Source organism: Stenotrophomonas sp. AC248, assembly GCF_979258185.1.
The window spans coordinates 2,352,995-2,379,178 of the sequence record NZ_OZ409840.1 but is presented as its reverse complement, the minus strand read 5'-3'; the positions used below and the strand labels follow the sequence as shown (position 1 = coordinate 2,379,178).

Annotated in this window: 24 protein-coding genes and 2 pseudogenes; 17 read left to right on the top strand and 9 right to left on the bottom strand. The window is 68.4% G+C overall.

Annotated elements, in window-relative coordinates:
- Both ACZ0AE_RS10800 and ACZ0AE_RS10795 read left to right on the top strand, forming a co-directional pair.
- Positions 1 to 4,428 (top strand): annotated as a pseudogene (locus ACZ0AE_RS10800) (YadA-like family protein).
- A gap of 97 nt (positions 4,429 to 4,525) precedes the next feature.
- On the top strand, positions 4,526 to 5,389 hold the full coding sequence (locus ACZ0AE_RS10795) for an outer membrane protein assembly factor BamE (RefSeq protein ID WP_463601090.1): 864 nt from the start codon (positions 4,526 to 4,528) through the stop codon (positions 5,387 to 5,389).
- A 219-nt stretch (positions 5,390 to 5,608) separates the two neighbouring features.
- On the opposite strand, the gene ACZ0AE_RS10790 is transcribed toward ACZ0AE_RS10795, so the two are convergent.
- From ACZ0AE_RS10790 to ACZ0AE_RS10775, 4 genes are all read right to left on the bottom strand, one after another.
- Positions 5,609 to 6,196, bottom strand: coding sequence for a fasciclin domain-containing protein (locus ACZ0AE_RS10790; RefSeq protein ID WP_447593969.1), 588 nt, complete (start codon positions 6,194 to 6,196; stop codon positions 5,609 to 5,611).
- Positions 6,197 to 6,310: 114 nt separating this feature from the next.
- Entirely contained in the window at positions 6,311 to 6,706 is a 396-nt protein-coding gene (locus tag ACZ0AE_RS10785) for an OsmC family protein (protein WP_463601089.1), read from the bottom strand.
- Between the two features lie 101 nt (positions 6,707 to 6,807).
- Complete coding sequence (locus tag ACZ0AE_RS10780) at positions 6,808 to 7,656, bottom strand: acid phosphatase (RefSeq protein ID WP_463601088.1); 849 nt, start codon at positions 7,654 to 7,656, stop codon at positions 6,808 to 6,810.
- Positions 7,657 to 7,760: 104 nt separating this feature from the next.
- Positions 7,761 to 9,425, bottom strand: a complete 1,665-nt coding sequence (locus ACZ0AE_RS10775) for a sensor histidine kinase (RefSeq protein ID WP_463601087.1) — start codon at positions 9,423 to 9,425, stop codon at positions 7,761 to 7,763.
- A 159-nt stretch (positions 9,426 to 9,584) separates the two neighbouring features.
- On the opposite strand from ACZ0AE_RS10775, the gene ACZ0AE_RS10770 reads away from it, so the two are divergent.
- The 3 genes from ACZ0AE_RS10770 (at position 9,585) to ACZ0AE_RS10760 (ending at position 11,890) form a co-directional block, all read left to right on the top strand.
- Positions 9,585 to 10,556 carry a helix-turn-helix domain-containing protein gene (locus ACZ0AE_RS10770; RefSeq protein ID WP_463601086.1) on the top strand — a complete coding sequence of 324 codons (972 nt, stop codon included), beginning with the start codon at positions 9,585 to 9,587 and terminating at the stop codon, positions 10,554 to 10,556.
- Between the two features lie 174 nt (positions 10,557 to 10,730).
- Complete coding sequence (locus ACZ0AE_RS10765) at positions 10,731 to 11,381, top strand: response regulator (RefSeq protein WP_463601085.1); 651 nt, start codon at positions 10,731 to 10,733, stop codon at positions 11,379 to 11,381.
- A 113-nt stretch (positions 11,382 to 11,494) separates the two neighbouring features.
- On the top strand, positions 11,495 to 11,890 hold the full coding sequence (locus tag ACZ0AE_RS10760) for a response regulator (RefSeq protein WP_141057910.1): 396 nt from the start codon (positions 11,495 to 11,497) through the stop codon (positions 11,888 to 11,890).
- Between the two features lie 16 nt (positions 11,891 to 11,906).
- On the opposite strand, the gene ACZ0AE_RS10755 is transcribed toward ACZ0AE_RS10760, so the two are convergent.
- The gene (locus tag ACZ0AE_RS10755; RefSeq protein WP_463601084.1) at positions 11,907 to 13,085 is read right to left on the bottom strand and encodes a hypothetical protein; all 1,179 of its coding nucleotides are present in this window, start codon (positions 13,083 to 13,085) and stop codon (positions 11,907 to 11,909) included.
- A 172-nt stretch (positions 13,086 to 13,257) separates the two neighbouring features.
- Between ACZ0AE_RS10755 and ACZ0AE_RS10750 the strand changes: the two genes are divergently transcribed.
- The 12 genes and pseudogenes from ACZ0AE_RS10750 to ACZ0AE_RS10695 all read left to right on the top strand — a co-directional run bounded on the left by ACZ0AE_RS10750 (position 13,258) and on the right by ACZ0AE_RS10695 (position 23,849).
- The gene (locus ACZ0AE_RS10750) at positions 13,258 to 13,692 is read left to right on the top strand and encodes a hypothetical protein (protein ID WP_448133798.1); all 435 of its coding nucleotides are present in this window, start codon (positions 13,258 to 13,260) and stop codon (positions 13,690 to 13,692) included.
- Complete coding sequence (locus ACZ0AE_RS10745) at positions 13,689 to 14,201, top strand: YidH family protein (protein ID WP_448133797.1); 513 nt, start codon at positions 13,689 to 13,691, stop codon at positions 14,199 to 14,201. The genes ACZ0AE_RS10750 and ACZ0AE_RS10745 overlap by 4 nt, the downstream gene beginning before the upstream one ends.
- Before the next feature lie 48 nt (positions 14,202 to 14,249).
- Complete coding sequence (locus tag ACZ0AE_RS10740; RefSeq protein ID WP_463601083.1) at positions 14,250 to 15,851, top strand: arylsulfatase; 1,602 nt, start codon at positions 14,250 to 14,252, stop codon at positions 15,849 to 15,851.
- 2 nt (positions 15,852 to 15,853) lie between these two features.
- A complete protein-coding gene (locus ACZ0AE_RS10735) occupies positions 15,854 to 16,780 on the top strand; it encodes a formylglycine-generating enzyme family protein (RefSeq protein WP_463601082.1) in 927 nt (308 codons plus the stop codon).
- A gap of 42 nt (positions 16,781 to 16,822) precedes the next feature.
- Positions 16,823 to 17,221 carry a DUF1622 domain-containing protein gene (locus ACZ0AE_RS10730; protein ID WP_141057916.1) on the top strand — a complete coding sequence of 133 codons (399 nt, stop codon included), beginning with the start codon at positions 16,823 to 16,825 and terminating at the stop codon, positions 17,219 to 17,221.
- A 5-nt stretch (positions 17,222 to 17,226) separates the two neighbouring features.
- The gene (locus ACZ0AE_RS10725; protein ID WP_463601081.1) at positions 17,227 to 18,210 is read left to right on the top strand and encodes a SphA family protein; all 984 of its coding nucleotides are present in this window, start codon (positions 17,227 to 17,229) and stop codon (positions 18,208 to 18,210) included.
- 37 nt (positions 18,211 to 18,247) lie between these two features.
- On the top strand, positions 18,248 to 19,069 hold the full coding sequence (locus tag ACZ0AE_RS10720) for a DUF2092 domain-containing protein (RefSeq protein WP_463601080.1): 822 nt from the start codon (positions 18,248 to 18,250) through the stop codon (positions 19,067 to 19,069).
- Between the two features lies 1 nt (position 19,070).
- Positions 19,071 to 19,574, top strand: coding sequence for a hypothetical protein (locus tag ACZ0AE_RS10715; RefSeq protein ID WP_447593942.1), 504 nt, complete (start codon positions 19,071 to 19,073; stop codon positions 19,572 to 19,574).
- A gap of 160 nt (positions 19,575 to 19,734) precedes the next feature.
- Positions 19,735 to 20,004: pseudogene (locus ACZ0AE_RS10710) on the top strand (DUF4136 domain-containing protein); the annotation flags it as partial.
- 65 nt (positions 20,005 to 20,069) lie between these two features.
- Entirely contained in the window at positions 20,070 to 20,282 is a 213-nt protein-coding gene (locus ACZ0AE_RS10705; protein ID WP_463601079.1) for a DUF4136 domain-containing protein, read from the top strand.
- 103 nt (positions 20,283 to 20,385) lie between these two features.
- Positions 20,386 to 21,588 (top strand): BamA/TamA family outer membrane protein, encoded by a 1,203-nt coding sequence (locus tag ACZ0AE_RS10700; RefSeq protein WP_463601078.1) that lies wholly within the window; start codon positions 20,386 to 20,388, stop codon positions 21,586 to 21,588.
- Positions 21,579 to 23,849: a patatin-like phospholipase family protein gene (locus ACZ0AE_RS10695; protein WP_463601077.1), complete on the top strand. Its 2,271-nt coding sequence runs from the start codon at positions 21,579 to 21,581 to the stop codon at positions 23,847 to 23,849. Before ACZ0AE_RS10700 ends, ACZ0AE_RS10695 begins: the two co-directional genes overlap by 10 nt.
- Before the next feature lie 434 nt (positions 23,850 to 24,283).
- Here the strand turns inward: ACZ0AE_RS10695 and ACZ0AE_RS10690 are convergent, their stop codons facing one another.
- From ACZ0AE_RS10690 to ACZ0AE_RS10675, 4 genes are read right to left on the bottom strand one after another with little or no spacing between them, the layout of a single operon-like run.
- Complete coding sequence (locus ACZ0AE_RS10690) at positions 24,284 to 24,460, bottom strand: hypothetical protein (RefSeq protein ID WP_181406180.1); 177 nt, start codon at positions 24,458 to 24,460, stop codon at positions 24,284 to 24,286.
- A gap of 20 nt (positions 24,461 to 24,480) precedes the next feature.
- Entirely contained in the window at positions 24,481 to 25,071 is a 591-nt protein-coding gene (locus ACZ0AE_RS10685; protein ID WP_463601076.1) for a lipid-binding SYLF domain-containing protein, read from the bottom strand.
- A 37-nt stretch (positions 25,072 to 25,108) separates the two neighbouring features.
- The gene (locus ACZ0AE_RS10680; protein WP_463601075.1) at positions 25,109 to 25,921 is read right to left on the bottom strand and encodes a hypothetical protein; all 813 of its coding nucleotides are present in this window, start codon (positions 25,919 to 25,921) and stop codon (positions 25,109 to 25,111) included.
- On the bottom strand, positions 25,918 to 26,079 hold the full coding sequence (locus ACZ0AE_RS10675) for a hypothetical protein (protein WP_181406181.1): 162 nt from the start codon (positions 26,077 to 26,079) through the stop codon (positions 25,918 to 25,920). Before ACZ0AE_RS10675 ends, ACZ0AE_RS10680 begins: the two co-directional genes overlap by 4 nt.
- Positions 26,080 to 26,184: the final 105 nt, after the last annotated feature.

Sequence of the window (26,184 nt, the reverse complement as noted above, 5' to 3'; positions counted from 1 at the left end):
ATGAACCGTATCTTTCGACTCGTATGGAGCCACCGGCTGAATGCCCTGGTGGTCGTCTCGGAAGTGCGCACCTCGCGTGGCAGCCTGGTGGCCGGCCCGGTGGTGGTGCACCTGAAGGTGCCGCTGTCGATGCTGTCGATGGGCCTGGCGCTGGCCCTGTGCAGCGGAACGGCGTGGGCAGGTGAGAGCCAGACCCGCAGCGATCTGGATGCGCTGACCAACAAGTACGCGCCCCTGCCGGTCAAGGTGGACGCCGAGGCCGCGCTGGCCGCGATGGTGCGCACTGGCGACAGCACGCCGGCGTTGAGCGCGGCAGCCAACGTCAACCTCAACCTGGGACTCGGCAAGCCCGCCGCCGCCACCTCGGCGCAGGCGGCCGTGGACGTGGGGGTGAAGGTCAAGGCGGCGCTGCCGCGGCAGCTGGCGGCGCCGGAGCGCGCAACGCCGGTGGCGGCGCATGCGGGCGTGCACGCCGACGTTGGCGCGGCCGTGGCCGTCGCCGCGCCGAAACTGGCCGCCACCGTCGTGGCCGATGCCACGGTGGCGCTGGGCAGCAATGAAACGGTCAGCGAGGGCATCGACGATGCCATCACCTCCACGTTGGCCACCGGCGTTGCCGGCGGGGTCAAGGTGGATGCGCTGGCCCATGCCGTGGTGGCGGCCGACCGCAACCAGAAGCTGGTGGATGCCAATGCCGCGGTGTCGCAGACCAGTTCCCTGGCGCTGTCACCGACCGCCGCGTCCGGCGGGTTGCTGGGCGGCGTGGGCGACCTGCTCGGCGGCGTCGGCAATACGCTGGGCAATGTGGTCGGCGGCGTGAGCAACACCGTGGGCAACGTGGTCGGCGGGGTCAGCGACACGCTCGGCAACGTGGTGGGCGGCGTGGGCAGCACGGTTGGCAATGTCGTGGGCGGCGTGGTGGGCGGGGTGTTCCCGGCACCGACGTCGCTGCCGCCGGGCCATCCCAAGGCCCCAGCGGCGCCGGACCCCGATGCCGGGCTGATCATCGGCACCGGCGGACTGGTCGGTTCGCTGTCGACCCTGGTCGGCCCGACCGCGCAGGGTCTGCTGGGTGGGGACGGGTACGTGCGCAACGGCAAGCTGGCCGTCAGCAGTGCCAACGTGATGCAGACCTACTCGGTCACCAATGTGCTGGGCGTGCCGCTGGTCAACCTGACCCCGGTGGGCACCCTGCTCAACGGGCTGGGCGGCGCCACCACGGGCGGGAGCTCGCACCTGACGTTGATCGGCGGGGTCACCTCGGACAGCTACATCTACAACATCAACAACGGCGACCCGAACGGGTTGCTGGGCCTGCTGCTGCCGGGCCAGGCGCCGGGCTGGTCCAACAAATGCGTGGACCTGCTGGTGGCCAGTGTGGATTGCTGGGCCGTCAACGCCGCGCAGGACTACCAGGTGCTGGTCGGCGACGGTGCGTATGCCAACGGCTCGCGCGAAGTGGTGATCGGTGCCAACGCGCGCCACGAGCTGGCCAAGGTGGATGCCAACGTGGCGTTCCCCGGCGCAGGCCAGAACGACCCGAACGATCCGACCGGCGTGCCCACCGCCGACTATGCCGCGCGCATGGGCCATTCGGTGGTGGTCGGCGACAGTGCCATGGGCACGGCCAACGGCCAGGTGCTGCTCGGTGCCGAAGCCACCTCCAGCCAGGCCAACAGCGTGGCCCTGGGCTATCGCACGGTGGCCAACCGCGGTGCGCAGGCCAGCTACAGCGCTTACGGGTTGACCACGCCGCAGGTGTCGGCCGGTGAAGTATCGGTCGGCTTTGCGGGCGGCGAGCGACAGATCACCAACGTCGCGGCCGGCAGCGCGGCCACCGATGCGGTCAACGTGCGCCAGCTGCAGGGCGCGATCAATCAGATCGACGCGCTGGATGTGTTCGCGGTGACCTACGACGATGACGGTGCCGGCGGCGCCGATTACCGCCGCATCACCCTGGGCGGCGGCACCGGCACCACCACGCTGGCCAATCTGGCCCCGGGCGCTATCGGCGCAGCAAGCACCGAAGCGGTCAACGGCGCGCAGCTGTTCGCCAGCAACCAGGCCATCGTCGACTACTTCGGCGGGCTGACCGCCTTCGATCCGGGCACCGGCGCCTGGACCGCGCCGAGCTTTGCCATCACCACCGTCTCCAATAGCGGCGCCATCGCCCCGGGCGTGTACGACAACGCCACCGATGCCTTCTCGGCCGTGGACGGTTCGCTGGTCAACCTCAACACGCAGATCACCGACATCCGCAACGGGGTGGGCAGCCGCTTCCTGAAGATCAACTCGACCGGGCTGGACGCCACGGCGACTGGTGCCGACAGCATTGCAGTGGGCACCGGTGCCACGGCGATGGCGGCCAATGCCATTGCCGTGGGTGCCGGCGCCATGGCCGATCGTGATGGCACGGTGTCGGTCGGTGCGGTGGGCAGCGAGCGCCAGGTGGTGAACGTGGCCGCCGGTACGCAGGCTACCGACGCGGTCAACATGGGCCAGATGCTGGCCTCCGAAGCAGGCGCGCTGCGCTATGACGAAAACCCCGACGGCAGCGTCAACTACGCCAGTGCCACGCTTGGCAACGGCACCGGCACCACCAGCCTGCGCAACCTGCGGGCCGGTGCAGTCAGTGCCATCAGCACCGAGGCCATCAACGGCGCCCAGCTGTTCGATGCCAGCCAGGCGCTGGCCACGCACCTGGGTGGCGGTGCCGCGGTCGACGCCAACGGGCTGATCACGGCGCCGACCTACACCATCAACGCGGTGTCCAGCACCGGCCAGGTGACCCCGGGCGACTACAACGACGTGGGCAGTGCCTTCGATGCGGTCAGCCAGTCGCTGGCCAACGTGGCCGACCAGACCGACGCGGTGGACAAGCTGGCGGTGAAGTACGACGTGGACGGCGCCGGCAACGCCACCGACAGCATCACCCTGACCGGCAGCGGCGTCGGCGCGGCGGTGGCGCTGACCAACCTGGCCGACGGCGGTGTGCTGGCCGGCAGCCGCGATGCGGTGACCGGCAACCAGCTGTTCCAGACCAACAACGCCCTGGTGGGCTACTTCGGCGGCACCACCAGCTTCGACCCGACCACCAACATCTGGACCGCGCCGACCTTCAGCATTTCCTCGATCGCCACCGACGGCAGCGTGCTCAGCAATGACTACAGCAACGTCACCGTGGCCTTCGCCGCGGTGGACAATTCGCTGCTCAACCTCAACACCCGCATCGACCAGATCTAGCCGGGTGCGGGCAGCCCGTTCGTGCAGGTCAATTCGACCAAGGCCGCTGCCAGTGCCACCGGCGCCGACAGCATCGCGATCGGTCCGCTGGCCTCGGCCAGCGGCAGCGGCAGCACCGCGATCGGCGATGGGGCGACCGCCAGTGCCGACAACAGCGTGGCGCTGGGCAGTGGGTCGGTGGCCAGCGTCGGCGCGCAGAGCGGCTACACCGGTGCGTTCGGCGCGGCCGGCGGCAGCAGTTCGGCCGGCGAAGTGTCGGTGGGCAGCACCGGCGGCGAACGCAAGGTCACCCATGTGGCCGACGGCTCCGAACGCTACGACGCGGTCAACGTGGGCCAGCTGCAGAACGGCGTGAACTACGCCATTGACCAGTCCAAGGCCTACACCGACACCCAGATCAACAACATCAACAACGGCACGTCGGGCATGTTCCAGGTCAACAACAGCAACAACCTGGCGGCCCCCGCAGCGACCGGGGTCAATGCGGCCGCCGGGGGTGCCGGCTCCAGCGCCGCCGGTGCCAACAGCACCGCATTGGGCAACGGGGCCAACGCACAGGGCAGCAACACGGTGGCCCTGGGCGCCGGGTCGGTGGCTACGCGCGACAACACGGTGTCGGTGGGCAGCGCCGGCGCGGAGCGCCAGATCACCAACGTCGGCGACGGCTCGGCCGCCACCGATGCGGTGAATGTGCGCCAGCTGCAGGCATCGCAGCAGGGCACCATCCGCTACGACAGCAACGTCAACGGCACCACCAACCTCAACAGCGTCACCCTGGGCAGCACCAGCACCGGGCCGACCACCGTGCGCAACGTCGCCGCCGGCACCGCCGGTACCGACGCGGTCAACGTGGACCAGCTGCGTGCCGGCATGAACCAGACCCTGGACTGGTCCAAGGCCTATACCGACGAGCGGTTCGATTCGTTCGACCGCAACCTGCGCCGTACCGACGACCGTGCCTCGGCCGGCGTGGCCGCGGCGATGGCGGTGGCCGGGCTGCCGCAGCCGTATGAGGCCGGGCGCAGCATGGCCGCGGTGGCCGCCGGCAGCTACAACGGCGAGTCCGGCGTGGCCGTGGGCATTTCCGGGGTGTCCGAGGGCGGGCGGTGGATCTACAAGGTGGCCGGGACCACCAACAGCCGTGGCGAAGGCGGGGTGTCGGTGGGTGCGGGCATCCAGTGGTAAGCACGCCGTACTGAACCGTTCGCAGTGATTCGTTCCCGGTGCCGGCAGCCTGCCGCACCGGGGATTCCAGCGCGGCGTCGCGCACCAGGGGGAAACCATGTCCGCATCATCGATTGCACACGACCACACGCCGTTGCTGCGCTCACTGTCGCTGGGATTGGCGGTGTTGCTGTTCAGCGCCTGCGCCAGCGGTGGCAAGCACAAGGGCGACATGCCGGAAGGCGCCACGGTCACGCCGGAGGCGGGGGAGGTGACGTTCCCCGATCCGAAGCGGGCCACGCTGAAGGAAGGCCTGTTCGTCGACCTGGACAGCCTGCGCCTGTTCGCGCGCGGCATGACCAAGCGCCAGCTGTACACGCTGCTGGGCACGCCGCACTTCGGTGAGGGCATGTGGGGCGTGCACGAGTGGAACTACCTGTTCAACTTCCGCAGCAATCCGGACGGCGACTACTTCACCTGCCAGTTCCAGGTGCATTTCGATGCGAAGGGCGTTGCCCAGGCCGGCTACTGGAAGCCGCAGGCCTGCGCCGCGCTGCTGCAGCCGCCGGCACCGCCTCCGCCGCCCCCGCCGCCTGCACCGATGCCCAGCGAGCCGGTGCGTCTGTCGGCCGATGCGTTGTTCGCGTTTGACAGTGCCACCCTGACCGAGGCCGGTCGCCGCAGCGTGGATGCGCTGTTGCAGCAGGTGCGCAGCGCCAGCCAGGTGCAGACCATCCAGGTGCTGGGCTACACCGACCGGATCGGCAGCGATGGCTACAACCAGGTGTTGTCGCAACGGCGCGCACAGGCCGTCCGCGATGCGCTGGTGCAGGGCGGGGTGCCGGCCGCGGCCATCGTGGCCGAAGGGCGCGGCAAGGCCGACCCGCTGGTGAGCTGCTCGCAGGGCAACCGCCAGGCGGTGATTGCCTGCCTGGCGCCGAACCGTCGCGTCGAAATCTCCGGTCTCGCGCAGACGCGCTGAGCCTTGGCGTGGCGCACGGCCACGCGTCTTCCCCCGTTGGTACCCCGCGTCGATGCATCTCTCCCGCATCGACCGGGGTGTTCTTTGACCTGGCTCGTCGCCCTCGCAGGATGTCTCCCCCGTCATCGCACCGGGGCGGCGGGCCAGGTCATCCTTTACCGGTCCCGCGGCGACGCCCGTTCCTGCAGCGTCGCCGCCTGCCGTTGCGCGGCGGGTGGGTCAGGGCATCAGCACCTTGTCCACCACGTGGATCACGCCGTTGCTCTGGCGCACGTCGGCAATGGTGACGCGGGCGGTGCCGCCCTTGCTGTCGGTCAACGTAATGCCCTTGCCGACCTGGCGGGCAGTGAGCGTTTCACCCTGCACGGTGGTCAGTGCGGCCTTGCCGCCACCCTGCTTGATCCGGGCCATCAGCGCGGTGCTGTCGAGGTTGCCGGCCACCACGTGGTAGGTGAGCACCTTGGTCAGGTCGGCCTTCTTCTCCGGCTTCAGCAACCCGTCGACCGTGCCCTTGGGCAGTGCGGCGAAGGCGGCGTTGGTCGGCGCGAACACGGTGAACGGGCCCGGGCCCTTGAGCGTCTCGACCAGGCCGGCGGCCTTGACCGCGGCAACCAGGGTGGTGTGGTCCTTGGAGGCGACGGCGTTGTCGATGATGTCCTTGGTGGCGTACATCGGCGCACCGCCCACCATGGGGTTGGCAACCATGGCGTGGTCGTGGCCTGCCATCGGCGCCTGCGCGAACGCCAGCGGCGCGGCGGCGGTGGACAGGCAGGCAAGCAGAAGCAGACCGGTCAGCGAGCTTTTCATGTGCAGGGTCCCAGCAGGAGCGTCCAAGTGACGCAGCAGGATCTACGCGTGAAGCAGCGTGGCGGATGCAGCGGCGGCCGGCTTTCTACGTTTGTTATCGGCAGGTGAGGGCGATCAGGCCGAGCCGCGTTCGCTGGTGATGGTGGCGCCCTCGCGCATTACCAGGGTCACCGGGGTCTTTTCGACGACGTCCAGGAGGCGCTGCCACTGCGCATCGCTCAGCGCCCCACTGGCATGCAGGATGCGGTGCACCACCAGCTTGCCGGCGGCATCGCGCGAGGAGCTCAGCTCGGCGCGGAAGGTGCCCAGATCCCACCCCTTCTTCTCCGCATACATGCGCAGGGTGATCGCGGTGCAGGCCGACAGCGATGCCAGGTACAGGTCGAACGGGGCCAGGCCTGCGCCCTGGCCACCGAGTGTGGCCGGTTCGTCGGCGATCACCTCGTGCACGCCGCTGCGGATGTGGTGGCGGTAATTGGGGCCTTCGGAAACGATCTTGACCTGTGCCATGGGGCGGCGCCGTGCTGTGGTGGGGATGCGCGCAGCATCGCACGCGGCCGCGCGCCGCGCAGGGCGTGCGGGCGGGACGCAGCGTTACAGTGCGACGGTGGCTACTGGACGCCGGGAATCCGGATCTGCAGCGCCGCCGCTTCGGCGTCGCAGCCGCTGGCGGGCACGCCGCTGCCGCGCAGGCTGTTGATCTCGGCGCGGGCCGCGGCCATGTCGTCGTTGAAGTCGGCATTGGCATGCAGCATGGCCAGCGCACCGGCGGCAACCGCGCGTCCCTGCAGGACATCGCTCTGCCAGTGCGCGTTGCAGATCAGCCGGTTCTCGCCGAATGCACGGCCGCGTGCCAGCAGCGCATCGGCCTGGCCGGGGCTGAGTTCGGTCAGCAGCAGCGCCCAGGTCCAGCTGATCGCCGTGTGCCCGGACGGGTAGGAGCCGTCGGTACGCAACTGCGCTTCGTCCGCCGGTGCGCACGTGGCCTCCTTGTAGAACACGAACGGACGGGTGCGCTTGTAGTGGTCCTTGGCCGCATAGGTGGCCAGCCCGGCATCCACCAGGCTGCGCTGCAACAGCAGGTACAGGCGCGGGGTGTCCTGCTGGCTGATCGGTACGCCCAGCGCGCAGGAGAACGCGCTGGCCACGTGCGGAAAGCGCAGATCGGCATCAGATGTGGCCAGTGCGTAACGGGGCGTGCGGCGCAGCTTCTGCGCGGCGCGGCTGATGGCCTGGTCCTGGGTGAACCCGGGCGAGCCCTTTGCCGGGGGCGGCGGCAGCAGGGTCAGGCTGTTGGGCAGGGCACGGCCCAGGTAGCCGGCCGGAATGCCCGGGCGCAGTTCCGGCACCACCCGCGCTGGTGCGGCAGCGGGCGGCGGCGGGGCGGGTGTATGCAAGGGTGCTGTTGCACAGCCGGCCAGTATCAACGGCAGCACGACCAGTCGGTTCACAACGCGCATGTCAGCCTCCTGCGGGGTGGCCGACCACGGCCAGCACTGCCTGCAATCTGGAAGGAACGTCCGCGCCGGGCAAGCGCGTTCCTACGTGGGTGGCGCCAGTAAAACTACGGGTCGGCGACCAGCTCGGCATCCGGTTCAAGGGCGAACCGTACCTCGATGCGGGTGCCGCCGAGCGGGCTGCGGCCCACCGCCAGCGTGCCGCCGAGCAGGCGCGCGCGCTCTTCCATGCTGATCATGCCCAACCCCGGCGCAACCGGATGGCGGCCGGGCACGGGCATGCCACGGCCATCGTCGTCGACGCGCAGCAGCAGGTGCGTGCCGCGCACGGTCACCAGCACTTCGGCGACGCTGGCCTGGGCATGCCGGTCCACGTTGTTGAGCGCTTCCTGCACGATCCGGAACACGCTCAGCTCCTGGTCGTCGCGCAGCCGCGGCGGTTGCTCGATGCGACAGCGAAGGTGCAGCGCACCGCGCGCGTTGCGTTTGATGCAGAACGCATCCAGCGCGCTGGCCAGCCCGGTGAACCGCAGAATGCTGGGGTGCAGCTCGTGGGAGATCGAGCGGATATCGTTGGACACCGACAGCAGCTGCTCCTGCAGTTCGACCACGTTGCCGCGTGCCTCCGCGCCTACCTGGTTGCGCAACGCACTGAGCCGGATCGAAATCGCCGCCAGTGACTGGTTGACATCGTCGTGCAGGTCACGCGCGATGCGGGTGCGTTCTTCCTCCTGCACCACCAGCATGCGCCCGGTCACTTCGCCAAGGCGACGATAGGCCTGCTGCAGCTGCAGGTGGCTGGAAAGCTTCTGTTCGGACAGCGCGCCCAGGAACAACAGCGCAAAGCCGGTGCCGAGTGTCCACGCCTGTGCCGGCACCAGGTCGTGGCTGGGCTGACCGGCGCCGAACGGACCGAGTCCTTCCAGGCCCAGCTGCATGCCAAGCACCGCCACCACCAGCATGCCCAGGCTGGCCCCGCTGACGCCGAACATGATCAGCGCCCACACCAGCAACGGGATCGGTGCCAGCGCCAGCAGCGGGGTGATCGCGGGGTGCTGCCAGTCCATCTGCCAGAACAGGCCCAGTGCGCCCAGCAGGGTGAGCGCCAACGCAATGCTGCGCCAATGCCAGCCATGGCGACGCTCCGGGCTGCGCACCAGCCGCTCGACGCTGACCACGGCCGGCACGATCAGCAGGTAGCTGACGCTGCTGCACAAGGCGGCGGCGAGCAGGTCGGCATGCGGCAACGGGCCGGCGCCGCTGCCGCGTACCAGCAGTTGCCACACTGCGCTGCACGCGGGCAGCGCCACACACCCCAGCAGCATGAACAGGAGGATCTCGCGGTAGCCCTCCAGCACGGCGCGCTCTCCGCGCCAGCGCAGCAGCAACGCGGCCACGCCCAGCACCAGCGCGATCTCGCCCAGGCTGGCCAACAGCCGGGCTACGGCGGTGTCGGGGATCAGCAGGGCGCCGAGCAGCGTGCCGGCGCACGCCGACAACACGCAGGTGCGCCATGTCGAATGCGGAACGCACAGCAGCCAGCCGAGCAGCAGCGGTCCGGGCAGCCACAGCACATGCAGGCGCATGCCGGGAATGTCGGTCACGTTGGGCAGCAGCTGCCCCAGCAGACAGCCGACCACCAGCGGCAGCACGCAGGTGAACGCTGTGCGCAGGTCAGGTGACGATGGCGTGGAGGCGGTGGGGTGGCAGGCGGTGGAGCGGGGGACGTCGCAGTCCGAAGGCTCGCGGTGGAGCGATTTGACGGGGTTCACCACCTGGACCATGCACCTCTGCGCACCGTAGCTGGACTGTTTTCGGGACGAAGCGGCGAGCGCTTGTCGTGGCATTCGATCGGCCCCACAATCGCGCCGATCTAAGCACTTCCGCCGCTTGCCTGCTATCCGATTTCCGACCCGCTGCAAGGAGTTGGCATGGACGAACCGCTGGCGCCGTACACCCGTTTCGTGGTCGATGGCTTCGACGCCGACGCCCTGTTGGGGGTGGTGCGCGATACCCGTTTCGAGCAACGCCTGCTGGGCGCCGGGCACTTCCGGGCGTGCCTGCAGCGGCTGGTGTTTCCCGAGTTCAGCCTCGACAGCGGCGCCTATTCGCTGCCCATTTTCGCCAGTGGCACCTTCGGTGAAGGCTTGGTCGCGCTGGCGATGGCCGTGTCCTGCACGCAGCCGATGTGGGCCAACGGGCGCTGGATCGGCGCGGGCCAGGTGATGGTGTTCGCCGAAGACAGTGAGTTGAATGTGCGCCCCAGCCCGGGTGGCTGGCAGTGGGCGGTGCTGCTGATTCCGCGTGAGGTGTTGCAGCGGGCCGCGCTGCAGCGCGCCGGACGCGAGCTGCGCCTGCCGCTGCACGGGTGGTACAGCCAACCGGCCGCGCCCATCGAAGCCCAGGCGCTGCGCGATGGCGTAGCCACCGTGCTTGACGACGCCGCGGCCCGCCAAGGGCTGGTCAGCCTGGAGCAGGTGCAGGCCCAGGCGCAGTTGCTGCTGGGCGTGTTCATCGATGCGGTGGCGGCCAGCGACCGTGGGCCGGAATGCCGCGGGGTGAGCAACTGGGTGGAGCGCCAGCGCGATGCGATCGTGCGTCGCGCCGAGCGCTACCTGAAAACCCAGCTGGACCGACCCTTCGACAGCCGCGGACTGTCGCTGGCACTGGGCGTGGGCGAGCGGCAGTTGGAGCGCCTGTTCCGTGACGCCTACGGGCATGGTCCGTGCCACTGGCACCAGATGGCACGCTTGAATCTGGCGCGCAGTGCACTGCTTCAGGCCGGCCGGGAGGACAGCGTGACTGAAATCGCCACGCGCTACGGATTTGCCCATTTGGGCCGATTCTCTGTGACGTACCGCACTGTCTTTGGAGAATGTCCCCGCGACACTCTGCGCGGCTGAGCACAGGCGTTGATGGGCGTATGTGGCGCCTCACAATCTCGTCACGGAACTGCTCGCATGGTCAGCGCGCTGCAGCCGCACGCGCCGGCACTCCGCCGGCATCCAGGCCGGGCAACGGCGCACCGTGGGCTTCAGCTCAATCAGGGGACGATTGATACTGACGGAGAGACCGCAATGAGCGTGATGTGTGAGCGTTCGCTTTCAACGCAGTTCCGCAGGGTCGTGGTGGCCGATGACCACATGCTGGTGGCACAGGGCATCGAACGGCTGTTGACCGACAGCTTCGAGACAATCGAACTGGTGGGGTCGGGCGAGCAGCTGGTCGAATCGGTGCGGCGTGATCCGCCCGACGTGGTGGTGGCCGATATCAGCATGCCCGGCATAAGCGGCATCGATGCGATGCGCCTGATGCGTGGCGAAGGCTATGCGATGCCGTTCGTGTTCCTGACCATGCATGACGAGTCGAGCGTTGCCGCCGAGGCAATCCGCGCCGGTGCGCGCGGCTACATCCTGAAGAGTTCAGCGGGCGACGAACTGATGCGCGCCCTGGCCGGCATCATGGATGGGCAGACCTACGTGACGCCCACGCTTGCCGCCCATGCGATCGTGTCTTCCGGGCGACGCCCGCACAACCTGACCGACAAGCAGCTGCGCATCCTGGAATATGTGGCCCTCGGGCTGCGCTCCAAGCAGATTGCCTACGAGCTGGGCGTGTCGGTGCGCACGGTCGAGTCGCACAAGTACGCGATCATGCAGGAGCTGGGCGTGCACGGCACGCTGGAGCTGGTGCGCAAGGCCGAGCAGGAAGGCCTGATCCGGCACTGAGCGCACACCCGGCACCGGCAAGTAGATTTACTTGCCCCGGCCCCGTTGTTTTTCCCTTGTTCGGGCCATCGCGCCCGCCCACCATCGACCCACGCGTCGAACGGGCGGAAGCCATGAATGCGGTCCGTGTGCTGCTGGCCGAGGATGGATGTGCGATGGGGCGTCAGCTTCGCGGGCTGCTGCGCCAGCAGTTCGAGGTGATCGGGCTGGTCCAGGACGGCGAATCGCTGGTGCAGGCGGCGCGGTCGATGCTGCCGGACGTGGTGGTGACCGACATCGCCATGCCCGGGCTGAGCGGCCTGGAGGCGGCACGCCGGCTGCGCACCCAACGACCCGTGCTCGGCGTGGTGTTCATCACCGTGCATGCCGAGTTGCAGATGGTGCGCCAGGCGATGGCGCTGGGCGTGTGCAGCTACGTGCTGAAGTCCGATGCCGGTGACGACCTGCTGCTTGCCGTGCAGGCGGCATTGGACGGGGTGCCGTTCGTGTCGCGCTCGCTGCAGCGGTGAGGCCCCACGCGGGTACTCAGGCCAGGATGCCGACCAGCTTCTTCAGTAGTTCGTCCACCGACATCGCCATCAAGGCCAGCGGGCACAGCGGCAGCGCCGCATGCAGGGCGATCCACAGCAGGTTCCAGCGCGTGAACGGCACCACCGACATGCGCGCCAGCCCCTGGTACACCCCGCTGAAATCCGCATAGGCCGAAGCATCGCCGTGGTCGAGCAGGGTGTCGGCCTCCACCGTGCCAACCTCGGCGTCGGACCCGGCCGCCTGCCAGCGCCGGTCGAACACCGCCGCAGCGCGATTGCCCAGTGCATCAAAGCGGAACAGCGCGTGGCGCTTGGCCCGCATCAGGGTGGGCATCAGCACCAGCAACGGTGCAATCAGCAGTGCGGTAACGCCCACCACGTAGCCGGCCAGCAGGTGGCGCAGCGCGTACAACGATTCGCCCAGCCAGACCATCTGATTGATGCAGGCGCCGGCCAGCAGCAGGCCGCCGGCCAGTGCGAGGATCGCAAAGCGTTCCTGCGCCAGTCCCAGGAACGCCAGGCCGCCTGCACCGTCGGGGTGCTCGGCATGCAGGCGCAGGCCCACCCGCGGCAGCCCGCACAGCAGTACCGTCCACAATACGAACCGCCACAGCCACAGCAGGCCCAGCAGCCGGAACAGCGGCACCGATACCCACTCGTACCAGCGCCCGGCCGCCGTGAGCTGGCCGGCGTGCAGTCGCCAATCGGCGACGCCGGGCAACAGGTTGACTGCATGCCCGGCCAGCAGCAGGGGTGCCAGCGCGATCAGCAGGCACAGCAGCTCGGGGATCGGGCTGTCGCGACCGCGGCGGACGCGGTGCAGTAGCTGCTCCAGGTGCGCACTGCGGCGGGGAGGTACCAGACTGGCGTGGCCGAGTTGGCGCAGTGCATTGCGCAGCAGTGCATCCGCATGCGGGGCAGCGAGCACCAGCAGTGGAAGGGCGAGGAGCAGGCGGCTGAGCGTGGCGTAGTCGCCCAATAGCGCCATGCCGTCGCTCCGCGGCAGCAGGGTGCCGTCCAACGCGGTCAGCACCAGCGGCGGCACCAGTGACACCGCCACCAGGCCGCCTGCCAGCCACCACGACAGATGCGCATGGCCGCGCAGCACGCCCGTCGCGTGCATCAGCCGGTGGACCAGACCACCGCGCATCAGCGAGTACCCGTGCTGTGGCATTGCGTGCGTGCTCCTGGCAGGGACGACCGTCAACCATGGCCGGGGCTCGAGCATAGCGCCGCAACCGGCGTGGGCTGGCGCAGTAAAAATACTGGGGGCGATGCAGTACCAATCCGGATGTGCGGCACGCGCCACCCGGCCAAGCTGGAGGCCTGTCGCAGGGAATCCGGCAATGCTATCGGTGATCGACGTTCTTACCCGTTTCTGGACCGACATGATCGATCGCGCGGATGGTCCGATGACCTTCCGTTTCTTCCTGCAGCCGACCATGGCCCTGATCACCGCGCTGATCGACGGAATCAAGGATGCGCGCGCCGGCAAGTCGCCCTATGCGTGGATGCTGGCCCACAGCGACAGCACCCAGCGTCGTACCGCATGGCGCGAAGGGGTGACCGCAACCACCCGGATCCTGCTGCTGGGCGTGGGCATGGATGTGATCTACCAGTTCCGCATGTTCGGGGGCTTCAAGTATCCCGCCGAGGCATTCGTGATCGCGGTGGTGCTGGGCTTCCTGCCGTACCTGGTGCTGCGTGGGCCGATCAACCGCATCGCGGGGTGGTGGCTGCGCCGCCGCGCCGCTGCCCATCCGGAGGATCGCAAGCCATGAGCGAACAGGACCCGCGCAAGACGCTGTCGGATCGGGCGGTGAGCATCGCGGCGGCACGCGACCTGCTCGGCGGCACCGACGCCGCATCGATGGAGCTGTCGTCGCGCCGCACCGGCATGTCGTTCCAGCGCACCCGCATGAGTGCCGACCGGACCTTGATGTCGATCATCCGCACGGCGCTGTCGTTGATCGGCTTCGGTTTCACCATCTACCAGTTCTTCGGCCACATGCTGGAAGTGCCCGGCACGACGTTGCGGCCCCATGCACCCCGCAACTTCGGCGTAGCCCTGGTCGCCCTCGGGCTGGTGCTGCTGACCCTCGGCATCATCTATCACGTGCGCTACATGCAGCAGTTGCGCAGTGAACGCGCCTTGATGATCAGCGAAGGGCTGATCCACGGCGAAAGCCACTACCCGGTTTCCCTGACCCTGATCACCGCCGGGTTGTTGTGGCTGCTGGGCGTGCTGGCCATTGCCGGCATGACCTTCAACGTTGCCCCGTTTGCCTGAGCACCTCCTCCCGTCACGTTCCATCTGCCGATCCCTGGAGAAAGCCGTATGGCCACCACCAAAGCCCCCAAGACCGCCAGCGCCGCCGGCAAGACGCCGGGCAAGACCGGCAACGGCAAGCGCCCCAACATCCTGGTGATCTGGGGTGACGACGTCGGTATCAGCAACCTGAGCTGCTACAGCCACGGCGTGATGGGCTACCAGACCCCCAACATCGACCGACTGGCCAAGGAGGGGATGATGTTCACCGATTCCTACGGGGAGCAGTCCTGCACCGCCGGGCGGTCGTCGTTCATCACCGGCCAGAGCGTGTACCGCACCGGCCTGTCGAAGGTGGGCATCCCGGGCGCCGCAATCGGCATGAACGACAAACTGGTGACCATTGCCGCCCTGCTCAAGAACCAGGGCTACGCCACCGGCCAGTTCGGCAAGAACCACCTGGGCGATCTCAACCACATGCTGCCCACCAACCATGGCTTCGACGAGTTCTTCGGCAACCTGTACCACCTCAACGCCGAGGAGGAGCCGGAGATGTACGACTACTTCCCGGAGAAGGACTTCGCCGAATTCCGCAAGACCGTGCTGCCGCGCGGAGTGGTCCACAGCTGGGCCACCGACAAGGACGATGCGACCGTGCAGGAGCGCTGGGGCAAGGTGGGAAAGCAGAAGATCACCGACACCGGCCCGCTCACCACCGCCCGGATGGAGACCTGCGATGACGAGTTCGTGGCCGCGGCCAAGGACTTCATCCAGCGCCAGCACGATGACGATGCGCCGTTCTTCGTGTGGTTGAACTTCACCCACATGCACATGTTCACCCACACCAAGAAGGACAGCCTGGGCCAGGCCGGGCGCTGGCAGTCGCCGTACCACGACACCATGATCGACCACGACCGCAACGTGGGCGAAATGCTGGATTTCCTCGACGAACTGGGCATCAGCGACGATACCTTCGTGATGTACTCCACCGACAACGGCCCGCACCGCAACTCGTGGCCGGATGCAGCGACCACGCCGTTCCGCAGCGAGAAGAACACCAACTGGGAAGGCGCGTTCCGCATTCCGCTGCTGGTGCGCTGGCCGGACCAGGTGCAGCCCGGTTCCATCGCTACCGGCATCGTGCAGCACCACGACTGGCTGCCGACGTTCCTGTCGATGGCCGGCGACCCGCAGGTCAGCGACAAACTCAAGAAGGGCTACAAGGCGGCCGGACGCGCCTACAAGAACCATATCGATGGCGTCGACCTGACCGGGTACCTCACCGGCAAGGACAAGGAAAGCCCGCGCAAGATGTTCGTCTATCTCAGCGACGATGGCGATGTGCTGGGCATCCGCTACGACAACTGGAAGGTGCTGTTCATGGAGCAGCGCTGCCGCGGCACCATGCAGGTGTGGGCCGAACCGTTCACCCGCCTACGCCTGCCCAAACTGTTCAACCTGCGTACCGACCCCTACGAGTACGCCGATATCACATCCAACGAGTACTACGCCTGGTTCCTCAAACATGCCTACATCATGTTCGGGGCGTACGCGATTGCCGACAAGTTCGCGGCTACGTTCAGGGAGTTCCCGCCGGTGCAGTCGCCCAACTCCTTCACCATCGACGACGCGCTGAGCGCGATGCGCGACGCCAGCACGGGCAGCCACTGAGCATGAGCGCCGTACTGGATGACATGGTGGCGTTGGACGGCGGGGTCTTCAGCATGGGCTCCAACGACCACTATCCCGAAGAGCGACCGGCGCACAAGGTGCGGGTGGACCCGTTCCGCATCGATCGCTACCCGGTGACCAACCGGGAGTTCTCGCGGTTCGTCAGCGACACCGGCTACGTCACCGCCGCCGAGCGCCCGGCCGATCCGCGTGACTACCCGGGCGCCGATCCGGCCCTGCTGTTGCCGTCGTCGGTCGTGTTCGTGCAGCCGGCCCACCCGGTGGACATGTCCAACCCGCACAACTGGTGGCACTACCTGGCCGGCGCGGACTGGCGCCATCCGCGCGGTCCCGGCACGCGCCTGGAGGGGCTGGACGACCACCCGGTGGTGCATGTGGCCTACGCCGACGCGCTGGCGTATGCGTCGTGGATCGGCAAGGCGCTGCCCACCGAAGCCGAATGGGAGTTCGCTGCCCGCGGCGGCCGTACAGAAGGCGAGTTCGCCTGGGGCGACAGCCTCACCGTGCGCGGCCGGCACCAGGCCAATACCTGGCAGGGTGAGTTTCCGTGGCTGAACCTGGACGAGGACGGGCACCGCTGGACCTCGCCGGTGGGCAGCTACGCGCCCAATGGCTACGGGCTGTACGACATGATCGGCAACGTCTGGGAATGGACCACCGACTGGTACCAGCAGCACGACCAGCTGCAGAGCAAGCCGTGCTGTGCGATCGAGAACCCGCGCGGCGGCGAGCGCGAACGCAGCCACGACCCGCGCGACCGCAGTGCGATTCCACGGCGGGTGATGAAAGGCGGCTCACACCTGTGCGCACCCAACTACTGCCGCCGCTACCGGCCGGCCGCGCGCATGGCGCAGCCGGTGGATACCTCCACCTGCCACCTGGGCTTCCGCTGCGTGGAGCGCGGATGAACCGCATCCGCCCGCCGCATCGCCCTTTCCGGAGGATCGCCGATGTCTCCCCTCAAGACGTGGCTGGTTGCCTGCACCGAGCCGGTGGTGGTGGTGATCGATGCGATGGCGCTGGTGCTGATTGTGCTGGCCACGGTGATCGCCTTCGTGCGTGGGGTGCGCCTGCTGCTGCACGGCCACCCGGACAACGTGGCGCGCCGCGACCTGTGGCTGGAGTACGGGCGCTGGCTGGTGGCCGGGCTGACCATGCAGCTGGCCGCCGACATCCTGGAATCGTCGATCTACACCAGCTGGGACAGCATCGGCCAGCTGGGTGCGGTAGCCGTGATCCGGACCTTCCTCAACTTCTTCCTGGAACGCGACATCCAGGACATCCGCGAACGCCAGCGCCGTGCCGCCTCGCGCCAGAGCGCGGCGGTGCGCAACCGACCCGAGAGGTGATCCGCATGGGCAGCCCATCCTTCCGTCACTACCGCCGTGCCAGCGGCGTCTGCGCGGCGTTGCTGGGCGCACTGGCGCTGGCCGCCAGCGTGCAGGTGCACGCCACCGAAGGCGCGCTCGGGCGCTCGATCACCGGCATGCAGATCACCTCCTATGCCGGGGTGATCCCCCCGGAGCCGGGCATGCAGTGGTCGCTCAGCTACGTGCAGTACGACGGCAAGATCGGCGGCAGCCGCGCGGCGCCGATCGCCGGACAGATCTCACTCGGGCTGGAAGCCGACGTCAGCCTGACCGCCGCCACCGGCGTGTATGTGTGGCCGACCCACACCGGCAAGTGGAACTTCGCCTCGATGCTGACCGTGCCGTACATCACCGCCGATGTCACCGCGAACCTGGACGGGCCCTTGGGCGGCCGCCGCCAGGTGAAGGACAGTGCCTCCAACCTGTTCGATGTGTACTTCGCGCCGTTCATTGCCGGCTACCACATCGACCCCGTCCAGCACGTCTCGTTCGGCCTGTACGTGTATGCGCCCACGGCCAAGTACGACGCGGGCAAGCTGGCCAATCCCGGGTTGAACGTGTGGACCCTGTCGCCCAGCGTCGGCTACACCCATCTGTTCCAGAAGGGTACGCTGGAATTCAGCGTGCTGGGGGCGGTGGACTGGTACAGCCGCAACGATGACACCGACTACAAGAACGGGCTGGTGATGCGCACCGACGCACTGCTGGTCAAGCGCACGCCCAGCGGCTGGGGCTTCGGCGCGGCCGCCGGCTGGATCCAGCAGGTGCAGGACGACGACGGCGACACCGCCGACCGGCTCAACGGCTTCAAGGGTCGCTCGTTCGGCATCGGGCCGGTGCTGACCTACGGCAAGAAGTGGTCCGGTGGCGAACACCTCGACGTCTCGTTCCGCTACATCGGCGAGTTCAGCGTACGCAACCGCTTCGAGGGCGACCCCTGGAGCGTCTCGATCAGCGGCGGCTTCTGAACGCCGCGGCTCTGTTCCCTTGCCTGGAGACACCGTCATGGTTGCCGCACCCCGTTCCATCGCCTGGACCGCCTGCCTGCTGCTTGCCGCGGTGCCGGGCGCGTATGCCGCCACCCGCGCCGCCAAGGCGGCCCCACCGCCGGCACCGAACGCCAGCGCGGTGCAGCCCGAACGTGACCCCGAAGCACTGGCCGCGCTGGACCGCATGGGCGCTGCGCTGCGGGCACTCAAGCAGTTCTCGCTGGTCTCCCAGGCCAGTACCGAGGTGGTGCTTGAGGACGGGCAGAAGATCGAGCTGGACGGAACGGTCACCTACAAGGTGCGCACGCCCAACCAGCTGTTCCTCGAGCTGAGCAGCGACCGCCAGCTGCGCCAGCTGTACTACGACGGCAACACGCTGTCGCTGTACTCGCCACGCCTGAAGTACTACGCGCAGGTGGACGGGCTGCACGCCACGCTGGGCGATCTGGTCGAGGACGCCGCCGCCCGCTACGGCATCGAGATGCCGCTGGCGGACATGTTCCTGTGGGGCACCGACAAGGCGCCCAAGAGCGCGATCCGCGGGGCGCTGCATGTGGGTGGCGGGCTGCTCGATGGTGAGGCGGTCGAACAGTACGCCTTCCAGCAGGACCAGGTGGACTGGCAGATCTGGATCGCCAAGGCGACCGCGCTGCCGAAGAAGCTGATCATCACCGCGCTGGACGATCCGGCACTGCCGCAGTACCGCGCCGAGCTGCACTGGAATACGCGCGGCACCCTGAAGGACAGCGCGTTCGCCTTCACCCCGCCGGCCGATGCCGCGCGCATCGCGCTGGTGCCGGTGGCCGTGGTGGCCATCGATGATGGACAGGAGAAGTGACATGCAGACCCCGATGCGCGCCGTCTGGCTGATGCTCCCTGGTGCACTGGTGCTGGGCCTGGCGCTGTGCGCCGCGCCGGCCAACGCGCAGCGGGCGGGCTTCCATGGGGGCGCGCGTGCCAGCGCCCATACCAACATCAACCGGCCGGTGCAGCGGCCCCAGGGTGGGGCGATGAACGCCAACCGTGCCGGGGCGGGCAACCGCAACGTCGACGTCAACCGCAACGTCAACCGCAACGTGAATCGCAATGTCAACGTGAATGTCGACTACCACGATGACCATTGGAATCACTGGGACGACCACCCGTTTGCCACGGCCGCAGCGGTTACCGCCGGCGTGGCGGTGACCTCGGCGGTGATCGGCTCGATCGTCAATTCGGTGCCGCCCAGTTGTGTCACCACGGTGATCAACGGCATGGCCTACCAGCAGTGCGGCAGCACCTGGTACGCGCCGCGCTATGCCGGCACCACGGTGCAGTACGTGGTGATCAACCCGCCGCGCTGACCGGTAGTTTTGCCTGTCGCGGCTGCGTAGTTATGCGGATTCCCCGCCGCCCCGGGCGCATTAACGTTGGGGTCGTGCGGCAGCCTCGCCGTCGCCTGCACCTGCCCAATGCCGTCGCTGCACCTGCAGCGCGTCCCATCCCGCAACTGGAGCCTGCGTCATGAAAGCCTTCGTCATCGCCGTCCTGGCCAGCGCGCTGGTCGCCTGCGCCTCCACCCCCACGGTCAAGACCGACTTCGAACCCACCGCCAACTTCGCCTCCTACAAAACGTACTCGTGGGCCATCACGCCGCAGGCGGCCTCGCCGCTGGTGCAGCAGCGCATCGTGCAGGGCATCAACGCCCGCCTGCAGGCCAAGGGCCTGCGCGAAACCCCGCAGGGCGGCGACATTGCGTTGGCCGCGCACATCATCACCGCACAGAAGCAGACCCTGGACACCTTCTACACCGGCAGCGGCATGGGCGGGTGGGGCTGGCGCGGCGGGTGGGGGGCGGCATGGCCATGGGCAGCGCCACCACCCAGGTGCACACCTACGATGTCGGCACGCTGGTGGTGGACATGTTCGATGCGCGAACCAAGCAGGCGGTCTGGCGTGGCACTGCCAGCGGCACCGTGCCCAGCTCGCCGGACAAGGTCAATGCCGCCGTCGACGCCGGCCTGGACAAGCTGTTCGCGGCCTATCCGCCGGGCGCCAGCGCCGCGCGTTGAGTGACGCAGCGGGGCGTGATGGTTTCACCGCGCGGCGCCGCGCCGGGGTTCTCCCTCCCACCGGCGCGACGTCGCGCACCTTCCGGCCATGCCGAGGTGTTCGATGTCCACCCCTTACCGCGCGCTTGGCTGTCTGCTGCTGCTCCTGCCCCTGATGGCCTCGGCCCAGGCCGACGACCCAGCGGCGCCCGCCGTTGCCGCGGCCCCCGCATCCGCGCCGCCAGCCACCGGCATGCGCGCGATGTTCCGTGACAGCGAGGACGGCCGGTTCGACATGTCGCGCTGGCTTCTGGAGCACCGCGGCTTCCTGCCCGTGCCGATCATCATCACCGACCCGGCAGTGGGCAACGGCGGCGGCGTGGCACTGGCCTTCTTCCATAAGCCAGCCTCCACCCCAGCGCCGGACGGGGAGGGCGGCACGCAGAAAATGGCCACCCCGGACATCTACGGCGGCGGCGCGATGCGCACCGAGAACGGTAGCGAAGCCTACGGCCTGGGCGCATCGCTGCATTTCGACGAGGACCGCTGGCGCTATCGCGGCGGCGTGGCCAAGGCCTCGTTCAACCTGGGCTTCTATACGCCCGGCACGCGATTGCCGGCCACCGAGATCGAGTACAACGTCGATGGGCTGATGTCGTTCCAGCAGGGCTTCCGCCGCATCGGCGAGCGCGATCTGTTCGTTGGCCTGGCCTGGATCTACATGGACATGGACATCGGCTTCGACGTGGCCTCCGACCGCGATCGCTTCCAGCCCCATGAACTGGCCACGCGCAGTTCCGGGCTCGGGCTGTCGCTGGAGTACGACACCCGCGACAACCCGTTCACCCCGTCGCGCGGTTGGCTGGGCATGGTCGAGGGCAACTACTACCTGCCGGGCATCGGCAGCGACACGGCGTTCCAGAGCTATCGCGGGCACGCCTACGGCTATTGGCCGCTCGGGTCGCGGCTGGTGCTGGGCGGCCGCGCCGACGCACGCTGGGCCAACGGTGACATTCCGTTCTACCGGTTGCCGTACATCGACCTGCGCGGGATCGGTTCCGCCCGTTACCAGGACACCCGTGCAGCAGTCCTGGAGACCGAGCTGCGTTGGAACCTGACGCGGCGCTGGGCGCTGATCGGCTTCGTCGGCGCCGGCCGTACCTGGGGCCGCCACAACAGTTTCAGCGACGGCAGCAGCCAGGTGTCGAAGGGGGCAGGGGTGCGCTACCTGATTGCGCGCCAGCTGGGCATGCACGTGGGCGTGGACTACGCGTGGGGCCCGGAAGACGACACGTTCTACATCCAGGTGGGCAGTGCATGGCGCTGACCTCGCCCGCGCTGTTGCTGTGGGTAGGGCTGGTGCTGGGCGCGGCGGGCCTGCTGCAGGCCCCCGGCGCACGCGCGGCCCCGGCACCGGTGGGCAACAGCTGCGGCGTGCGTGCCGACGGTGACACCCGGCCGCGCATCGGGTTGGCCCTGGGCGGCGGCGGCGCACGCGGGATCGCGCATGTGCGCATCCTCAAGCAGCTGGAGGCGCAGCACATTCCGGTGGACTGCATCGCCGGCACCAGCGCCGGTGCGCTGGTGGGGGCGTTGTATGCGTCCGGGTCGACCCCGGCGCAGATCGAACAGCTGGTGCTGGACACGCAGTGGATGGCGATGTTCAGCGACACCCTGCCGCGCCGCGAGCGCTCGCTGCGGCGCAAGGCCGACGATTACGAACAGCTGGCCGCGATCGGGGTCGGCTTCGGCGGTGAGCAGGGCAAGGCGGTGTCGCTGGCCGGGGGCGTGTCCGAAGGCGAGAAGCTGATCGCGTTGTTCGAGCGCGCCACCGGCGGCGCACGGGTCAGCGGGCGCTTCGATGACCTGCCCATTCCGTTCCGCGCGGTAGCCACCGACCTCAACACCGGCCAACCGGTGGTGCTGGCCGAGGGCAGCCTGCCGATGGCGATGCGCGCAAGCATGTCGTTGCCCGGGATCTTCCGCCCGGTGGTGATCGAGGGGCAGGTGCTGGTGGATGGCGGCGTGTCCAACCAGGTGCCGATCGACGTGGTGCGTGCGATGGGCGCCGACCGGGTGATCGCGGTGGACGTGGGCACGCCATTGCGGGTGCTGGACGGCAACGCCAGCCTGGTGGACGTGATCGGGCAGCTCAGCGGCTTCTTGACCACCGGCAGCGCGCAGCGTGAACTGGACAGCCTGGGCGCGGACGATCTGGTGATCTCGCCGGAGCTGACCGGCAAAGTCGCCACGGGGGATTTCGACAAGGCGCCGGAAGCGCTGCGGATCGGCCAGTTGGCCGCCGACGCGGCCGCCCCGGCGCTGCGTGCGTTCGAACAGCCGCCTGCGGTATACGCGGCCTGGCTGGCCCAGCGCGGGCGGCGCACGGTGCCGGTGGCGCCGACGCAGGTGGCGTTCGTGGAGGTGGTCAACGACACCGGCTACGCCGATGCGCTGCTGCTGTCCTACCTGCCGCTGCAGGTGGGTGCGCCGCTGGATGCGGCGGCGATGCAGGCCGGCATCCTGCGCGGCTACGGAATGGGCACGCTGGCCAGTTTCAGCTACGAAGTGCGCGAACGCGACGGGCAGACCGGCGTGGTGGTAACCGCGCACGCCAAACCGAACGGGCCGGCCTACCTGGAAGCCGGGTTGAGTCTGAGCGATGACCTGCAGGGCAACCATGAGAGCAACCTGCGTGCGGGGCTGCTGTTTGCCCCATTGTCGCCCTACGGTGCCGAGGCCCGGGTGGTGCTGCAGGTGGGCAGCGAACCGGGGCTGACGGGGGAGTACTACCATCCCTTCGATCTGCGCAACCGCTATGCGTTCCAGGTGGGCGGCGGATTGCAGACGCGCAGTTTCAATCTGTACGACGCCAACGGTGACAAGACGGCGCGGTTCCGCGTACGCCGCGCGGGCGCGACGCTGGGGCTGGTGCGGCACGTGGGCAACGTGCTGTCGCTGAGTGCCGGGGTGCAGCGCTATACGGGCAATGCGGCGGTGGAGGTAGGCGACCCGACGATTCCGCGCACACATTTCGAAGAGGGCGCCTGGTTCGCGCAGGCGACGCTGGACGATATCGACAGTCTGTACTTTCCACGCGACGGGCAGCTCGTGAACGTGGGCACGTATCAGTCGCGGGCGGGACTGGGCGCCGATACGGGGTTTGGCCAGCTGGACCTGGACGCGGTGGGCGCACGCTCATTCGGCCGGCATGCGCTGCAGGTAGGGTTTCGCTACCACGTGACATCGTCGGGCACGGCGCCGGTGCAGAACCTGTACCGACTGGGCGGGCGCTGGCGCCTGGCGGGGTTCCAGCACAACCAGCTGACGGGACAGGATTACGCGCTGGGCTTCACGGGCTACACCTACGAGCTGGGCAAGGTACTGGGCCGCTCGGCGCAGGTAGGCGGGACGCTGGAGTACGGCAACGCCTGGCAGCGCCGCTCGGACATGTCATTAAGTGACGGCATCTGGAACGGCAGCCTGTTCCTGGGATTCGATTCGTGGATCGGCCCATTGATCTTTGGCGTGGGGTTCCGGGAAGGCGGCGAGAACGTAATGTTCATCGAGCTGGGTCAGTCGTTGTAGCGTTGGCTGCCGTCTCAAATCAACGGCGTCGTATTCGTGCCTGTATCGGCTTGGCTGGTACGGGTGCGCACAGGAAAGCCGGGAGCGCGCGCGTCGGCAAATCCGTGGCCTGCGCGCTGCGAAACGCGGACAACCAAATCCCCAACCCTCCAACCCTCCAACCCTTAACCTTCAACCTTCGGCACGCCCGCCGAAATGCCCCGCCTCCCGCCCAGGCGTTTCCCAATGGCCACCAGCCATGTGTCGGGGGTGGGGGTGGGTGGGTTCGCGGGACCGTTGGGCGCCATGGATGGCGCTCACGAGCCTCCAGGGATGGATTTACGGCGTGTCCCGCGCACCCACCCACCCCCGCCCAGCCAATCGGCAGGCAGACCACACGGCTTTGCCGTTGCTCCGGCTCTGGCTTTGGCCTTGGCTCCAGCTTCTGAAAAACCCTACAACACCTGCGCCAAAATCACCGCCAACGCCCCAAACCAACACACCAGAACGAACCACGTCAGCACCGCATTGGCCCCCAACCCCCGGTGCCGCACCACCAGACTCACCACCAGCGCCGCCAGCAACGGCAACGCGAACAGACTCAGAATCCACGCCCACGGATGACTGTGCATGACCGTACCTCCCGTCCGGATCAATCCAGCGACTTGTCTGGGTAATAGCGCGTCCCCTTCACCGTCAGCTCCGCCGCCAACCCGCTCTCGGTCATCTGGTACACCCACACCCCGTCCGACACCTGCACCGCCCCCGTCAACCCGCCGCCCGCCTTGTCCACCTTGGCCGCCAGCGTCGCCTGACCCCCGATCTCGATCCCGTGCGTAATGAAGTCCGCATATGCCGCCGGCGTCTTGAACACCCACACCAGATCGAACGTCTTCGCACCGAACCCAAGACCGGCCTGGATCTCCACCATCCGCATGAACGTCTCGCGCCCGCTCGCCGTCTCGATCGCCACCCCGTGCCCACTCCCGCCACCGGCCACCAGCACCTTTACCCCGAAGCTGCGGAACACCGCATACCCCGCCGAGCTGGCAATTGCCTGACGGGCCGAAGGCTGCGCCGCATACAGCCGGCTCAGCACCTCCGCCGTTGCGGCGCGCGCCTTGTTGCGCGCCTCCTGCGTTGCCGCCGTAGCCGACCCGTCGGCATTGCGGGGCGGCGCGCTGGTGCAACCAACCCCCAGCACGAATGCCGCGGCCAGCGCGGTGATATGGATACCTTTCATGAGCGGTGTCTCCTTGGCGCGGTCCGGCGCGTGCCGGCTATTCGGGGAACACGAGGGTGACGATGAGACGCCCGGTCCAGCGGTTGGCGTACTGCGGCCGGTCCACGTTGTAGAACCCGCCCAGGCCCACGCTCACCGGGGTGTGGCCCAGGTGCATCACCTTGGACACGGTCGCGCCCAGTGGCACGGTCCACGCATCACCGCTGGCCGCTTTCCAGTTGTAGCTGGTTTCAGAGGTGAAGCTCAGCGACCAGCCGTTGGGCAGGTTGCGGGTCACGAACGGCTGTACGCTGGTGCTGCTGACATCCTCGCGGTCGCCATCACCGCCCACCGACCACACGTGGTTGGCCAGCGCACCGACCGTCCAGGTGCGCGTCTTGTGCACCAGGATGAACGCCGGCCCGAGCGAGTATTTGCCGGTGCCCAGGCTGTCGTGCGAGGCGGTGTCCAGCAGCGCGGCGGCGCCGAAACCCACTTCGGTCCCGTGCGCCTCGGCGGCGGTCTTTGGAATGTAGTAGCCCTGTACGAACAGGTCGCCACTGCCATGCTTGCGCTCGGGGAACTGGTTCCAGCTCAGCGGCAGGATGGGACGCAGGATGAATTTGCCGTTCTCGCGCACGAACGGAATCACCGGCTGGATCTTCAACTGCTGGTTGTGCGCGTCACCACCCGGGCCCACCGAGCCCAGGTAGTTGTACTGGAACGGCACCGACACCAGGGCTGCGCCGGGGTCGGCCAGTTTGCGGGCGATGTCGTCGGTGGAATCGCCTGCGGCCGCCTGCGCCGCCGCGAGGGCCGGCCACAGGGCGACCAGCGCGGCGCCGAGGGCGCGGCCGTGCCTGCACATCATCGTGGCGCGTCCACGACGATGTACTGCACCGTGGTGCCGACATAGCGCGGCTGGTACCACGCGTTGTCGCACTGCTGGTAGCCGATGCCGTTGACGACCACCGTGGTGCAGCTGGGCGGCAGCGAATAGGCGATCGACCCGATCACGGCCGACGTCACCGCAACGCCGGCGGTGAAGGCGGCGGCATCCCAGAACGGGTGGTCCCAGTACGGCGGCGGAGGCGGTGGCGGATACGGGTGCGGACCCGGCCCGGGCGGTGGCCC

Bases quoted from the DNA above. Each gene is read 5' to 3' on its own strand.
- ACZ0AE_RS10795 (WP_463601090.1), top strand. From the start codon at position 4,526: ATGTCCGCATCATCGATTGCACACGACCACACGCCGTTGCTGCGCTCA.
- ACZ0AE_RS10790 (WP_447593969.1), bottom strand. From the start codon at position 6,196: ATGAAAAGCTCGCTGACCGGTCTGCTTCTGCTTGCCTGCCTGTCCACC.
- ACZ0AE_RS10785 (WP_463601089.1), bottom strand. From the start codon at position 6,706: ATGGCACAGGTCAAGATCGTTTCCGAAGGCCCCAATTACCGCCACCAC.
- ACZ0AE_RS10780 (WP_463601088.1), bottom strand. From the start codon at position 7,656: ATGCGCGTTGTGAACCGACTGGTCGTGCTGCCGTTGATACTGGCCGGC.
- ACZ0AE_RS10770 (WP_463601086.1), top strand. From the start codon at position 9,585: ATGGACGAACCGCTGGCGCCGTACACCCGTTTCGTGGTCGATGGCTTC.
- ACZ0AE_RS10765 (WP_463601085.1), top strand. From the start codon at position 10,731: ATGAGCGTGATGTGTGAGCGTTCGCTTTCAACGCAGTTCCGCAGGGTC.
- ACZ0AE_RS10760 (WP_141057910.1), top strand. From the start codon at position 11,495: ATGAATGCGGTCCGTGTGCTGCTGGCCGAGGATGGATGTGCGATGGGG.
- ACZ0AE_RS10755 (WP_463601084.1), bottom strand. From the start codon at position 13,085: ATGCCACAGCACGGGTACTCGCTGATGCGCGGTGGTCTGGTCCACCGG.
- ACZ0AE_RS10750 (WP_448133798.1), top strand. From the start codon at position 13,258: ATGCTATCGGTGATCGACGTTCTTACCCGTTTCTGGACCGACATGATC.
- ACZ0AE_RS10745 (WP_448133797.1), top strand. From the start codon at position 13,689: ATGAGCGAACAGGACCCGCGCAAGACGCTGTCGGATCGGGCGGTGAGC.
- ACZ0AE_RS10740 (WP_463601083.1), top strand. From the start codon at position 14,250: ATGGCCACCACCAAAGCCCCCAAGACCGCCAGCGCCGCCGGCAAGACG.
- ACZ0AE_RS10735 (WP_463601082.1), top strand. From the start codon at position 15,854: ATGAGCGCCGTACTGGATGACATGGTGGCGTTGGACGGCGGGGTCTTC.
- ACZ0AE_RS10730 (WP_141057916.1), top strand. From the start codon at position 16,823: ATGTCTCCCCTCAAGACGTGGCTGGTTGCCTGCACCGAGCCGGTGGTG.
- ACZ0AE_RS10725 (WP_463601081.1), top strand. From the start codon at position 17,227: ATGGGCAGCCCATCCTTCCGTCACTACCGCCGTGCCAGCGGCGTCTGC.
- ACZ0AE_RS10720 (WP_463601080.1), top strand. From the start codon at position 18,248: ATGGTTGCCGCACCCCGTTCCATCGCCTGGACCGCCTGCCTGCTGCTT.
- ACZ0AE_RS10715 (WP_447593942.1), top strand. From the start codon at position 19,071: ATGCAGACCCCGATGCGCGCCGTCTGGCTGATGCTCCCTGGTGCACTG.
- ACZ0AE_RS10705 (WP_463601079.1), top strand. From the start codon at position 20,070: ATGGCCATGGGCAGCGCCACCACCCAGGTGCACACCTACGATGTCGGC.
- ACZ0AE_RS10700 (WP_463601078.1), top strand. From the start codon at position 20,386: ATGTCCACCCCTTACCGCGCGCTTGGCTGTCTGCTGCTGCTCCTGCCC.
- ACZ0AE_RS10695 (WP_463601077.1), top strand. From the start codon at position 21,579: ATGGCGCTGACCTCGCCCGCGCTGTTGCTGTGGGTAGGGCTGGTGCTG.
- ACZ0AE_RS10690 (WP_181406180.1), bottom strand. From the start codon at position 24,460: ATGCACAGTCATCCGTGGGCGTGGATTCTGAGTCTGTTCGCGTTGCCG.
- ACZ0AE_RS10685 (WP_463601076.1), bottom strand. From the start codon at position 25,071: ATGAAAGGTATCCATATCACCGCGCTGGCCGCGGCATTCGTGCTGGGG.
- ACZ0AE_RS10680 (WP_463601075.1), bottom strand. From the start codon at position 25,921: ATGATGTGCAGGCACGGCCGCGCCCTCGGCGCCGCGCTGGTCGCCCTG.